Raw genomic sequence first — 14,334 nt, 5'->3', positions numbered from 1 at the left:
CATCGCTGACGCCGCGTGTTGCTGTGCAACAGTATCGCCACCTGATTCTTTTGCAGTTGCGCCTTAAGCGCCAAGTAACCGTTCGCTGAACACAATAGCAATGCGGGGGAGGGAACCGACGCGTTGGTCGGCACGAGACCCGCCAGGCCGTCCGGCCCAAGATCCCGGGCGGCCTTGCTATTTTCCTGCTGTTTGATGTTGCTAGGCGTCGCTCTTGCGGCGTGTCCTGACTGTCCGCTTCGCGTTTACAACACGCGCCCGGCGGATAGCGACCGGCAAATCGCAAAACAGCTCGCTGAGAGGCAGCTCGGTGCGGTCGTCGCCATCGATGACAAGGCCCGAAATCTCCACCGTTGCGTCGAATGCGTCGCCGCGCGGCCATTGCCGGCCCTGATCGGACAGCGGCGCAAAGTTCTTTCCGACGACGATGATCGCGGCGTCCGCGCCGCGGCTGCGGGCGAAGGCGATCGCGTGGTCGCGATGCGGGCCATTGACGGCAAGCGGCCGGTAGTCGCCGTCGGTGAAGACGTCGCGCAGCTCGGACCGCAACTTCAGCAGTTGCCGCGTCCAGGCCAGCTTCAGCCGGCCGTCGCTCCAGGTCGTCAGCAACGCGTCCCAGTCCGGTTCGGCGAGCGCCGCAAGCGAGGTTTCGCGTGCGGCGAAATCGACCTTGCGTCGGTTATCCGGGTCGACCAGCGAGAAGTCCCAGAACTCGGTACCCTGATAGAAGTCCGGCACGCCGGGCATCGTCGCTTTCAACGTCATCTGGCTCAGCGAATTCAGCGCGCCGATCACCGAGACGCGCTGTGACAAGTTCTGCAGCGATTCCAGAAACGGCCCGGATTGCGCCGGGTCGAGAATGCGGTCGATGAAGGTGCGGATACCTTCCTCATAGGCGAGGTCCGGGTTGATCCAGTTGGTTTGCTGCTTGCCCTCGCGCGCCGCCTTCAGCGCATAGCCCTGCATCCGGTCGGTGAAATCCGCGTCGGGCTGCAGCGGCCATGCGCCGATCAGGGCCTGATACAACATGTATTCGAACGTCGCGGACGGCGCGCGCCTCTCGCCGTCGGTCACCAGATGCGGCGCGTTGAGCAGCTTCCATTTGGCGACCAGGCTCGCCCATTCGCCCGGCATTTCCGCCAGCGCCAGCAGCCGCGTCCGCGCGTCCTCGCCGCGCTTGGCGTCGTGCGTCATCGTCGCGGTCATGCCGTGCGGCCAATCCCTGGCGCGCTGCGTCATCTGTCGGTGGAACGCGTCGGGGGGCAGCGCGTGCGCGGAGGCCTCGCCGCCGACTTCGTTGAGCGCGAGCAGGCGGTGGTAGCGATAGAACGAGGTGTCCTCGAGCGACTTCGCCATGGTCGGCCCGGTGAATTGCTGGACCTTGAGCGCGAAGCGGCGCACCCGCGGCTTGCTGTGCGCGGCGCGGCCCGGCTTCAGCAGGTCCATCGTCAGCGCGTCCTGCAGGAAGTCGAAGATGCCATCGTCGGCGCCGAACCAGTCGGCGCGCGCCTTCTCGATGGTTTGCGCGATCAGCTCGCGGTCGAGTGCGGTCGGGCCCGATGCGGTGAGGTAGGTGCGATACACCGGGAAGTGCAGCACGTAGAGTTCGAACACCTGGCGCAGATTGTCGGCGGAAAAATCCCGCGTCGAATAATGGCCGCCGGCGATCCGCGCCAGCAGCCGGGTCAGCACGGTGAATTCGCTGAGCAGCAACGTCTGCAGTACGCGGCGCTTGGCTTCCTTCAGCACCGGCGCGAAATCCGGCGAGGTGTTGCTCACCTGCCGCCAGACTTCATCGAGAGGCTGCAGACCGGCGCCGTCGACCAGCGCATGGGTGATCACGTTCAGCCATTCGTAGCCGGTGGTGCCATGCACGCCGGCGAAGCGCGGCAGCGCTTCGCCTTCGCCGAGAATCTTTTCGATCACCATGTAGAGCGGCGCGGCGGCTTTTCCCTGCGCATCGCGGGCGAGCCGGCGCAGCCGCTGGAAATATTGCGCGGGGTCGCGCAGGCCGTCGATGTGATCGAGCCGCAGCCCCTGCAGCTGACCGTCCGCGATCAGCCGCTTCACCAGCCGGTGGATCGCCTCGAACGTGCCGCCGTCCTCGACGCGCAGGCCGGCGAGGGTATTGACGTCGAAGAAGCGCCGATAGTTGATCTCGCTCGCCGCGAGTTGCCAATGGCCGAGCTTGTAGTGCTGGCGCTCCAGCAGATTGTGCAGCGCCTGGATCTGCGCGGTCCGGCCTTCGCCCGCGCGATAGGCGAGCAGACCCTTGTCGATCAGCGCCGCGCTGCCGGGGATCGCTTTCAGCGCCGCCTTGAACGCAGGGGCTTCGTTGCGGTCGGGATGGCGCAGCCCGCGATAGCGTGCGGCGAGGTCGAGAATCGCCTTGCCGGCAGGATCATCGGCGGCGTCGGCCTCGCGCACGACGGCGCGCAGAATCTCGCTGTAGCGCTGCGGCGCGATCGGCAGCCGGTGTTCGAAGTACCAGGCCGAAAAGCTGCCTTCGCCGGGATCGTAGCGCAGCTCGATCTCGCCGCTTTCCAGCGCCTTGCCGTAAGAGGAGCCGATGATCGGCAGCAGCACGCCGCCGCGGGTGCGAAACGGCAGGATGTCCCAGTCGATGTCGAACGACGCCGCATGTGGCGACGCCGGGCCCCATTCCAGCACATCCAGCCACCACGGATTGTCGGCGAAGTGCACGCCGACATGGTTGGGCACGAAGTCGAGGATCAGACCAATATCGTGGCTCTTCAACGCTGCGGACAGGCGCGCGAATGCTTCTTCGCCGCCCAACTCGGGATTGAGTTGGGTGTGATCGACGATGTCGTAGCCGTGGGTCGAGCCCTTGCGCGCTTTGGTGAAGGGCGAGGCGTAGAGATGCGAAATGCCGAGCGCTTTCAGATACGGCACGATCGCGGCCGCATCGTCGAAGCCGAAATCGGCGGTGAGCTGAATGCGGTAGGTCGCAGTCGGGATCGCAGGGGGCATCAGGACTCTTCGAGGCGCCAGGTGACCGCCCAAGGCGGCATGATGCCGTCCCAATCGTCGCCCCACAAATTTGTTCCCTGGGGGGGACCCTTGGATGCGAGGCCGCGATCCGAAAGGTTCGCGACGAGCTCGAGCGTTGCGCCTTCGCTGAGCCGCCAGCGGGCGCGAAGCAGGCCGTCGTCGGCGACGTCCGCGTTCCCGAAGCGGGCGCCGGAGAGGCGCGGCACGATGGCGTTGCGGCGGATGTCGAGCAGCCGCTTCACCAGCGCCAGACGCTTGGCGCCGGGGCCGCCGTCGCGCTCGCTCCAATCCAGCGTCGCGCTCTTGAAAGTCGCCTCGCTCAGCGGATCGGGGACCTCGTCGCCAAACTTCTCATAGGCGCCGGCGAATTCCTTGCGGCGGCCCTGGCGGACCGCGTCGGCGAGCTCGCCGTGGAAATCGCAGAAGAACGGGAACGGCGCTTGCGAGCCCCATTCTTCGCCCATGAACAGCATCGGGACGGTCGGCGTCAGCAGCGTGATCGCCAGCGCGGCCTCGATCGCCTGCGGAGAGACGAGGCTCTCCAGACGGTCGCCGAGCGCGCGATTGCCGATCTGATCGTGGTTCTGCAGAAAATTGACGAAGGCGAGCGGCGGCAATTCGCCGCTCGGCTCGCCCCGCGGCTGCCCGCCGCGATGTTCCGAGGGCTCGCCCTGGTAGACGAAGCCGGAGCCGAGCGCGCGGGCGATGTGCTTCAGCGGCGCATCCGCATAGTCGGAGTAATAGCCCTGTCGCTCACCGGTCAGGGCCACGTGCCAGGCGTGGTGATAGTCGTCGTTCCACTGCGCGCGATATTGCCCGCGCGGCGGATGGATCAGCGGATCGAGCACAGCGGCGATGTTGTCGTCGTTCTCGAGAACCAGGTGAATGTGGCGGCCAGTCTCCTCTGCGAGCTTGCCGGCCTGTCTGCTGAGTTCGTACAGCATCGGGATTTCGCCCTGATCGGGGATGGCGTGCACGGCGTCGAGCCGCAGCCCGTCGAAATGGTACTCCCGCAGCCAGTACAACGCGTTTTCGATCGCGAAGGCGCGCACCTGATCGACACGGTAGTTGATCGCATTTCCCCACGGGGTCTGCGATTCGGAGAAGAACGGCGGCGCATACTGCCCGATGAAATTTCCCTCGGGGCCGAAATGATTGTAGACGACGTCGAGAAACATCATCAGCCCGCGCTGATGCGCGGCGTCGATCAGGGCCTTGAGGTCTTCGGGCCGGCCATAGGCGCTGTCGGGCGCGTACCACAGCACGCCGTCATAGCCCCAATTGCGTTGGCCTGGAAAATCCGCGAGCGGCATCAGCTCCAGCGCGGTGATGCCGGTCTCGACCAGATGATCGAGCCGGTCGATCATGGCGCGGAAGGTCCCCTGCGGCGTGAAGCTGCCGACATGCGCCTCGAGCAGCACCGTCTCGTGCCACGGCCGCCCGCGCCAGTCGGCGGCGAGCCACGGGTAGGCCGCGTGATCGATCACTTCGCTCGGGCCAGCGATGTCCTCGGGCTGAAAGGCGGAGGCGGGGTCCGGGACGTCGGCGGCGCCGTCGATGCGGAAGCGATAGCGCGCGCCCGCGCGCGCGCCGTCGATGTCTGCCTTAAACCAGCCGTCGTTCTCCCGCTGCATCGGATGCGCGCGGTCGAGCAAGACGTCGACGCGCTTGGCGTTCGGCGCCCATAGCCGGAATTCCACGCCATTCGCGGTGAGGCGCGGGCCGAAGCTGCCGCCGCTCATACGCCCGCTCCGGAGAACGCCATCACCGAGCGCGGCGGCGCGGAGGTCTGGCTGCCGGATGGCAATGGGGCGACCTGGACGGTGTCCCGGCTGGTGTCGAACAACTGATGCCAGATCTGATATTCGGGCAGTCTCGGCAGATGAAACGGGATCGTCTCCACACCGGAATTCAGCACGATGAAGATCGCGTCGGCCGAAGGCTCGGAAGGGCTCAGCACGTAAGCGAGGAAACGGCCGTCGGGAAATGCCCAATCCTGCTCGGTCATCTCGGCGGCGGACGGCGTCAGCCACAGCACGCCGTAGGAGCCGTCGGCGCGGCGGCCATCCAGCCAGCGACGCGTGCGCAATTGCGGAAAGCGGCTGCGCACGTCGGTCATCAGCCCGATGAAGTCGACCAGGTCGTCACCTTCGCGATTGAGCCCGTCCCATTTGACCCATCCGATCTCGTTGTCCTGGCAGTAAGCGTTGTTGTTGCCGTTCTGCGAATTCCCCACCTCGTCGCCGGCGAGCATCAGCGGAACGCCCTGGGCGAGAAACAGACAGGCGAGCTGATTCTTGCGGAGCTGACGGCGCAGTGCAACGATCTCCGGATCGTCGGTCGGGCCTTCATGGCCGCAATTATTGCTGTGATTGTCGTTGGAGCCGTCGCGATTATCCTCGCCATTGGCGAGGTTGTGTTTCTCGTTGTAGCTGAACAGGTCGGCCAGCGTGAAGCCGTCATGGACGGTGACGTGGTTGATGCTTGCGCGCGGCATCCGGCCGTCATGATTGAAGATGTCCGAGGAGCCGGTCATCCGCCGCGACACTTCGCCGATCAGGCTGCCTTCGCCGCTCCAATAGCGCCGCATCGCGCTGCGATAGCGGTCGTTCCACTCCGACCATTGCGACGGAAAAGCGCCGACCTGGTAACCGCCCATGCCGAGGTCCCACGGCTCGGCGATCAGCTTCACCGAGGCGAGCACCGGATCCTGTCGGATCGCCGTGAAAAACCCGGAGTTGCGCTCGAAGCCGTTCGGGCCGCGCGCCAGCGTGGTGGCGAGGTCGAAGCGGAAGCCGTCGACATGGCAGACCTCGACCCAGTAGCGCAAGCTATCCATCACCATCTGCAAGACGCGCGGGTGGCTGAGATTGACCGAGCTGCCGCAGCCGGTGAAGTCGTCGTAATAGCGGGGATTGTCCGGCATCAGCCAATAATACGAGGCGTTGTCGATGCCGCGGAACGACAGCGTCGGGCCGAGATGATTGCCCTCGGCGGTGTGGTTGTAGACCACGTCGAGGATCACTTCGATGCCGGCGTCGTGCAGCCGCGCCACCGTGGTGCGGAACGCGTCGAGCGGATTGTCCGGCGCGTAGCGCGGCTCCGGCGCGAAGAAAGAGATCGTATTGTAGCCCCAGTAATTCACCAGCTTGTTCTCGACCAGAATTCGGTCATCGATAAGCGCTTGGACCGGGAGAAGTTCAATCGCGGTGACGCCGAGCCGCTTGAAATGATCGATCATCGTCGGCGAAGCGAGGCCGCCGAAGGTGCCGCGCAGGCCCGGTGGCACGTCTTGGTGCAACTGCGTCAGGCCTTTGACATGGGCCTCGTAGATGATGGTGTCTTCCCACGGGATGCCGGGCCGGCTCTCGTAGCGCGAGAATCCGCCAGTCTCGTCGACCACCACGGCCTTCGGCATTCCGCGCGCATTGTCGCGGCGGTCGAACGACAAATCCTCGCGCGGACTTCCGGGACGATAGGCGAAATGCGCGTCGCTCCATACCAGCCGACCGAACAGCCGCTTGGCGTAGGGATCGAGCAAAAGCTTGTGGGCGTTGAACCGGTGGCCGCGTTCGGGATCGTAGGGGCCGTGCACGCGATAGCCGTAGAGCTGGCCGGGAGAGACGTCGTTGAGATAACCGTGCCAGACCTCTTCGGTTCGCTCTGGTAATTCGATGCGCTCGAGCTCGCGGCGGCCTTGGGCGTCGAACAGGCAGAGTTCGACCTTGTGCGCATTGGCTGAGAACAATGCAAAATTAGTTCCGCGCCCGTCCCAGGTGGCCCCGAGTCGGGAGGAAGTTCCGGCAGTGAGGCGCATACTCAGTCTTCCGGCGTGAGAAAGATCGCGGCGAGCGGCGGAATGGTCAAACTAAGCTCGGGCACCAAGCCGTCAAGGGTGTGAACTTCGCCGGCATTGCCGACGTTGCTGCCGCCGTAGACTGCGGAATCGGAGTTGAGCGCCTCGCGCCATCGGCCGGGGAACGGCACCCGAACGCGGTAGTCCTCATAGACATTGGGTGAGAAATTGGCGATCACCAGGCAGCGCGCGCGGGGGTCGTCGCCCTTGCGCATCCAGGCGAACACGTTGCGGTCGGCGTCGTCGGTGACGAGCCATTCGAACCCGAATGGATCGCAGTCGAGCTGATGCAGCGCCGGCAGCGTGCGATACAGCCTGTTGAGGTCGCGGACCAGCGCCTGGATGCCGGCGTATTTCGGGGTGTCCAGCAGATGCCAGTCCAGCGAACGGTCGTGATTCCACTCCCGCTCCTGGCCGAACTCGCTGCCCATGAACATGAGCTTCTTGCCGGGGTGGGCGAACATGAAGGCGTAGTACGCGCGCAGATTGGCGAAGCGCTGCCACTCGTCGCCCGGCATCCGGCCGAGGATCGAACGTTTGCCGTGCACGACCTCGTCGTGCGACAGCGGCAGGATGAAGTTCTCCGAGAACGCGTAGTGCAACCCGAACAGGATCTGGCCGTGGTGGAACTTGCGGTGGATCGGATCCTTGCTGATGTAGTTCAGCGTGTCGTGCATCCAGCCCATGTTCCACTTGTAGCCGAAGCCGAGCCCGCCGAACTCGACCGGCCGCGACACCTGCGGCCAGGCGGTCGACTCTTCGGCCGCGGTGGTGGCGTGCGGAAATTTGGCGAACACTTCAGCGTTGAAACGGCGCAGGAAATCGATCGCCTCGATGTTCTCGCGGCCGCCGAACTTGTTCGGGACCCAGCCGTCGGCCGGTCGGCTGTAGTCGAGATACAGCATCGACGCCACCGCATCGACCCGCAGGCCGTCGATGCCGTAACGCTCCAGCCAGAACAGTGCGTTCGACACGAGGAAGTTCACCACTTCGGTGCGGCCGTAATTGTAGATCAGCGTGCCCCAGTCGAGATGCCGGCCCTGCAGCGGGTTGGCGTGCTCGTACAGCGCTGTGCCGTCGAAATCGCCGAGGCCGTGCGGGTCGTCGGGGAAGTGGCCGGGCACCCAGTCGAGCAGCACGCCGATGCCCTGCGCGTGGAAGGCGTCGATCAGCGCACAGAAATCCTCCGGCGTGCCGAACCGGCTGGTCGGCGCGTAAAGCCCGGTCGGTTGATAGCCCCAGGAGCCGTCGAACGGATGTTCGCTGACCGGAAGGAATTCGACATGGGTGAAGCCCATCTCGCGCACATAGGCCGGCAACGTCTCGGCGAGCTCGCGATAGCTCAGCCATTGCTCGCCGTCCTTGCGCCGCCACGAGCCGAGATGCACCTCGTAGATCGACATCGGCGAGCCGAGCGCGTTGATCTGGGCCGGCGCGGGCCGCGGTTGCGGCAGCCGGGTCTGATCGACCACGATCGAGGCGGTCTTGGGCCGCAGCTCGGCGGCGAACGCCATCGGGTCGGACTTCTGCGGCAGTTGCTCGCCATGCGGGCCGACGACATCGAACTTGTAGTGATCGCCGGCGGCGGCGCCGGGGACGAACAGCTCCCAATATCCGTTGCCGCGCACCCGCATCTGATGCCGGCGCGGATTCCAGAAATTGAAATCGCCGACCACGCTGACGCGGCGCGCGTTCGGCGCGAGCACCACGAAGGCGACGCCGTTGACGCCTTCAAGCGCCATCGGGTGCGCGCCGAGCTTGTCGTAGAGCCGCTGGTCGGTGCCCTCGCCGAGTAGATACAGGTCGAAGTCGGTCAGGATCGGCGGAAAGCGATAGGGATCCTCAAGGTCGACGGTGGTATCGCCGAACCGGGCGCGAAGCTGGTAGCGGTGCGATCCGTTCGGCAGCGATCCCGCGAACAGCCCGGATTCGTGGACGCGTTCGAGGTGCGCCGTCTCGCCGTGTTCGCCGACGGCCTCGACCGCCGTTGCGTCCGGCAGCAACGCACGCACAACGACGCGGTTATCTTCCGAATGCGGGCCCAGATATTGAAACGGGTCGGCATGGCGGCCTTCCAGGACCGCGTAAGCCTCGTCGGTCAGTTGCACGGTCATGAAATCTCCTCGGGCTGCCGGGTCAGGATACGAAGGATGCCAGCCAGCGGCACGCGGAGCCAGTCGGGACGGTGGGCGAGTTCGTATTCGATCTCATACAATGCCTTCTCGATCAGGAAAAAGTCCAGCAACCGATCGGCGGCGGCGCGATCGGCGGGCCAGACCGGGCTGTCGCCCATCGTTTCGCGGTAGGCGGTGAGGAAAGCTTCGGTCGACCGAATCCGCCAGCCATCGAGTGCCGCGGCGATCTTGCCGGTTTCGTCGGTCGAGACTTTCAGCGCGCGCTCCAGCGCTGCGGTGGTGGAATAGTCGATCGAGCGCACCAGCCCGGCGACGTCGCGCGCGGCGGGCGCCTTGGCGCGGCGCTCGGCCTGCGACCGCCGCGGCTCGCCTTCGAAATCGATGATGAAGACGTCGTCCTTGACGATCAGCATCTGGCCGAGATGGAAGTCGCCATGATGGCGGATGTTCAGGCCGCCGTCGCTGCCGAACAGTCCGCGCAGCCGCTCGAAAATCCCGTCGCGTTGCGCCAGCAGCTCGTCCACCATGGCCCGTTCGGCGTCTTTCAGGCTCTCGCGCTTGTGCTGCAACTCGTCGAGCACCCGCTTGGCGTTCTCGGTGACGATACCGGTCCAGCGCTCGGCGTCGTCGCTGCTGATCGGCGCGGGAGCGAAGTCGGGCTGCTCCGGATGGCTTGACAGCGCGATGTGCATTTCGGCGACGCGTTTGCCGGTCTGCTGCATGTAGTGCCGGTACGGCGCCAGCTCCTCGCTGACGTGCTGTTCTTCGGAATTGATCAGCAGCCGCTGGTCGTCGACATAGCGGTCGAGATAACCCGATGTCACGATCCAGCCGTCGCCCTGGTTGGCGACGAAATCATGCACCACCGCGATCGCGCTGACCTTGTCGCCCTCGACCAGTTCGACGCTGCCGAGCAGAGACGGGGTGTTGGTATAGCCCGCGACCTCGGTGAGGAAGCGGCCCATTTCGATTTCCGGATTGATGCCGCTTTGCAGCCGGCGATACAGCTTGATGACGTAGTGTTCGCCGACCAGCGCCGTGGAATTCGACTGCTCGGTCTCGACCGCACGGATGTCGTGATACGCGACGGCGGGCTTCTCGGCCAGACGCGAGCCGGGGCGGAATTGCAGTCGGACGCCCTCATTCTCGACCACGACCGACTCGCGCAAATTGTCGAGCAGCAGGGTGACGAATTCGACATCGGTGGCGACATCGAGCAGCGTGCCCTCGCGTGCGCCCTGGCGCACGGCGGCGAAGGCGTGCGGATTGTAGCGCTCGCGATCGAACCGCACCCAGTCGATCTGCATCGGCAGCACATAGCGCTCACTGACGCCGCGCACGGTCGCCTCGAAGAACGCCAGCCACGGGCGGTTCTCATGGGTGTTCGAGAATGGAATGGCCGAGGTAACGCGCGGATGGATCGAACGCGGCGAACGCTCCGGAAACCACCGGGTGCGCGACAGATGCGCCGGCAGCACGTCGCGCTCGAACACGCCGCGGGTGCGGGCGAGTGACATCCAGGTTGCGCCGACAGGCACCACCAGGGTTTCGAACTCGGGCACGGCGGCTGCGGGCGCGACGTGCTGGGATGTATCGCGCTCCTCCAGCTTGAACCAGTAGAAGCCGTAGGGCGCCAGCGTGATCATGTAGGGCAGTTCGCCGATCGCCGGAAAACGCGTGCGTCCGAGCATTTCCTGCGGCACGCGGTCCTTCCACGGCGACAGATCGAGTTCGGTGGCCTGCGCCGAGCGCGACAGATTGGCGACGCAGAGGATCACTTCGTCTTCGTACTGCCGGACATAAGCGAGCACCGAGCGGTTCGCGGGCCGGATGAACGTCATCGTGCCGCGGCCGAAGGCGAAGGTGGATTTGCGGACCGAAATCAGCCGCTTGGTCGCGCTCAGCAGCGACGACAGGCTGCGCGCCTGCGCCTCGACATTGACCGAGGCGTAGCCGTAGACCGGGTCCATGATGGTCGGGGCATAGAGTCGCGCCGGGTCGGCGCGTGAGAAGCCGCCATTGCGATCCGAAGACCATTGCATCGGCGTGCGGACGCCGTTGCGGTCGCCGAGATAGATGTTGTCGCCCATGCCGATTTCGTCGCCGTAATAGATGATCGGCGTGCCGGGGAACGACAGCAGCAGCGAGTTCATCAGCTCGATCTTGCGGCGGTCATTGTCCATCAAGGGCGCAAGGCGGCGGCGGATGCCGACATTGATGCGGGCGCGCGGATCGGCCGCATAGGTCTTCCACAGATAGTCGCGCTCGACGTCGGTGACCATCTCCAGCGTCAGCTCGTCATGATTGCGCAGGAACATCGCCCATTGGCAATTGGCCGGGATTTCCGGCGTCTGCCGCATGATGTCGGTGATCGGAAAGCGATCTTCCTGGGCGATCGCCATGTAGATCCGCGGCATCAGCGGGAAGTGATAGGCCATGTGACATTCGTCGCTCTGGCCGAAATATTCCTGGACGTCCTCCGGCCATTGATTGGCCTCCGCCAGCAGCACCTTGCCCTTGGCGTAAGCATCGAGTTCGGCGCGCAACTGCTTGATGACGGCGTGGGTCTCGGGAAGGTTCTCGTTGTTGGTGCCGTCGCGCTCGCACAGATAGGGGATCGCGTCGAGCCGGAAGCCGTCGACGCCGGTGTCGAGCCAGCGCTTCATCACCTTGACGAGGGCGCTGACGACATGCGGATTGTCGAAATTCAGGTCGGGCTGATGCGAAAAGAAGCGGTGCCAATAGTATTGGCCGGCCTCGGGATCCCAGGTCCAGTTCGACTTCTCGGTGTCGGTGAAGATGATCCGGGTGCCCTGATATTTCTGGTCGGTGTCGCTCCAGACATACCAGTTGCGCGCGCTCGAGCCCTTTTCGCTGCGCCGGGCGCGCTTGAACCAGTCGTGCTGGTCGGACGTGTGGTTGATGACCAGCTCGGTGATGACGCGCAGATTGCGCTTCTTCGCCTCGACGATGAAGCGGCGGAAATCCTTCATCGTGCCGAAGTCGGGATTGATCGAGCCGTAATCGCCGATGTCGTAGCCGTCGTCGCGCTGCGGCGAGGGATAGAACGGCAGCAGCCACAGCGTGGTGACGCCGAGGTCCTGCAGATAGTCCAGCTTCTCGGTCAGGCCGGCGAAATCGCCGATGCCGTCATTGTTGCTGTCGGCAAACGCCTTGACGTGGAGCTGGTAGATGATCGCGTCCTTGTACCACAGCTCGTCGGTCGCCTCGAGCTCGGGCTTGGAATTGGTCGCATCGATCGTTGACATCAGATTCATGGCTGCGTCCTTCACGCCAGGCAGCGGAAAAGCAGCGCCGGATCGCGTTGCGGGTCGATCCGCAGGTTAAGTCCACCCCATTCGACGGCGTGCCGTTCGCCGGTGAGCAGGTTCTCGACGGCCGCGACCGGGCGCCGCTCGCCGCCGATTTCGACCTGAACATCGCCGAGCGGAAACCAGAATTCGTGGAAGTCGCGCGACAAGGCGATGGCGACAGCTACGACGTTGCTCAAATCGGGCGATTGTTTGATGAAGCCGGTCACGTTTGCGTCTTGAATGTCGACGAAGCGCAGATTGCTGGTCTGCTGAAGCGCCGGATTGGCGCGGCGGGCGCTGTTGATCGCGCGGATATAGGGCTTGATGTTGCCTGGCTTGTCCCAGTCACGCACCCTGATCTCGTATTTTTCGGAATCGAGATACTCCTCCTTGCCGGGAATCGGCTCGTGTTCGAGCAGTTCGAAGCCGCTATAGATGCCATAGGTCGATGACAGCGTTGCGGCGAGCGCCACGCGCGACCTGAACATCCACGGTTCGCCGCCCTGCAAATGGAAGGGCAGGATGTCCGGGGTGTTGACGAAGAAGTTCGGCCGATAGAAGTTGCGCTCCGGATATCCGGTCAGCTCGCGCAGGTATTCCTCGATTTCCCATTTCTGGGTCCGCCAGGTGAAATAGGTGTAGGACTGGCTGAAGCCGAGCTTGGCCAGGCCCTTCATCAGCTTCGGCCGGGTGAAGGCTTCGGCCAGGAACAGCACGTCGGGATGGCGGAGCTGCACCTCGCGGATCATCCATTCCCAGAACCGCAGCGGTTTGGTGTGCGGATTGTCGACCCGGAAGATCTTCACGCCCTGGTCGACCCAGAACAGGATGACGTCGCGCAGCGCATTCCACAGCGAGCCGGCGTCCTCGCAGGTGAAGTCCGGATTGACGATGTCCTCGTATTTCTTCGGCGGGTTCTCGGCATATTTCATCGAGCCGTCGGGCCGGCGCTTGAACCAGTCCGGATGCTGCTTCAGCCAGGGATGATCCGGCGAGCATTGCACGGCGATGTCGAGCGCGATCTCGAGATTGACGAGCTTGCACGCCTTCAGCAAGGCGTGGAAGTCGTCGAGCGTGCCGAGCTCGGGATGCACCGCGTCGTGGCCGCCTTCCTCTGCGCCGATCGCATAGGGGCTGCCGGGATCGCCGGCCTCGGCCTTGAGCGAATTGTTGCGCCCCTTGCGGTTGACGCGCCCGATCGGATGGATCGGCGTGAAATACAGCACGTCGAAGCCCATCGCGGCGATGTCCGGCAGCCGGGCGATGCAATCGCGGAAGGTGCCGTGCTGGCCGGGGACGGTGCTCTGGCTGCGCGGCATCATCTCGTACCAGGCGCCGTTGCGGGCGCGCTCGCGGTCGATCATCAGCGGCAGCAGAGCCGACCGCGTGACATCAAGCCGCGCCTGGCTTTCGCCCATCGCGTCGCGCAGCTCGGGCGCGAGCAGGGGGCCGACCTCGCCGGTCTGCAGATATTCGTCGCATTGGCGGTGGACGATCGCGAGCGCCTCCGCTCCGCCGTGCTGCGCCTTGGTCAGCAGGCCTGCGCCTTCCAGCGCGTCGAGCGTGACGTCCTGGCCGGCCTTCAGCTTCAGCTCGACGCCATGTCGCCAAGTCGCGAATTCGTCGGTCCAGGCCTCGATCGCATAGACATATCGTCCAATCTGGTCGGGCGTGAAGGTGGCCGTCCAGCGGTCGTTGACGACATGCCGCAGCGGCGCGCGCTGCCAGTCCTGATCCTGCTCGCGCCGCCAGATCAGCGCCGCTGCGATCACCTCATGGCCGTCGCGATAGATATCCGCCCAGACCTCGATCGGCTCGCCGACGACCCTTTTGACGGGGAAACGGCCGCTATCGATGATCGGGAAGATATCTTCAATGTGGAAAGCACCGCCTGCCGCGACGGTCTGGAACACTTGGGTCGATCTGTTCACGGTGATGCAGTATAGGACGATAGTCCCATTCCCTGGAAATCGAACAACGGGCGTTGGTCCCCTTACAAAGCTTCTGGAAAGCCAAA

The 14,334-nt window shown here is 64.6% G+C and carries 6 protein-coding genes; all 6 read right to left on the bottom strand.

Features of this window, described 5'->3' with window-relative positions; translation table 11 throughout:
- Positions 1-201: 201 nt before the first annotated feature.
- From treY to BMY71_RS07585, 6 genes are read right to left on the bottom strand one after another with little or no spacing between them, the layout of a single operon-like run.
- Positions 202-2,991, bottom strand: a complete 2,790-nt coding sequence (gene treY, locus BMY71_RS07610; RefSeq protein ID WP_092682829.1) for a malto-oligosyltrehalose synthase — start codon at positions 2,989-2,991, stop codon at positions 202-204.
- Entirely contained in the window at positions 2,991-4,754 is a 1,764-nt protein-coding gene (gene treZ, locus BMY71_RS07605; protein WP_092682827.1) for a malto-oligosyltrehalose trehalohydrolase, read from the bottom strand. The genes treY and treZ overlap by 1 nt, the downstream gene beginning before the upstream one ends.
- Positions 4,751-6,829, bottom strand: a complete 2,079-nt coding sequence (gene glgX / locus BMY71_RS07600) for a glycogen debranching protein GlgX (RefSeq protein WP_092682825.1) — start codon at positions 6,827-6,829, stop codon at positions 4,751-4,753. Before glgX ends, treZ begins: the two co-directional genes overlap by 4 nt.
- A 2-nt stretch (positions 6,830-6,831) precedes the next feature.
- Positions 6,832-8,982, bottom strand: coding sequence for a 1,4-alpha-glucan branching protein GlgB (gene glgB / locus BMY71_RS07595; protein ID WP_092682823.1), 2,151 nt, complete (start codon positions 8,980-8,982; stop codon positions 6,832-6,834).
- Positions 8,979-12,281, bottom strand: coding sequence for a maltose alpha-D-glucosyltransferase (gene treS / locus BMY71_RS07590; RefSeq protein WP_092682821.1), 3,303 nt, complete (start codon positions 12,279-12,281; stop codon positions 8,979-8,981). The genes glgB and treS overlap by 4 nt, the downstream gene beginning before the upstream one ends.
- 11 nt (positions 12,282-12,292) lie before the next feature.
- A complete protein-coding gene (locus tag BMY71_RS07585; protein ID WP_092682819.1) occupies positions 12,293-14,248 on the bottom strand; it encodes an alpha-1,4-glucan--maltose-1-phosphate maltosyltransferase in 1,956 nt (651 codons plus the stop codon).
- Positions 14,249-14,334 lie beyond the last annotated feature (86 nt).

The sequence above is a fragment of the Rhodopseudomonas pseudopalustris genome (genome assembly GCF_900110435.1).
Lineage (GTDB): Bacteria > Pseudomonadota > Alphaproteobacteria > Rhizobiales > Xanthobacteraceae > Rhodopseudomonas > Rhodopseudomonas pseudopalustris.
The sequence above is the reverse complement of the archived record's forward strand: the minus strand, read 5'-3'. Positions and strand labels throughout refer to the sequence as shown.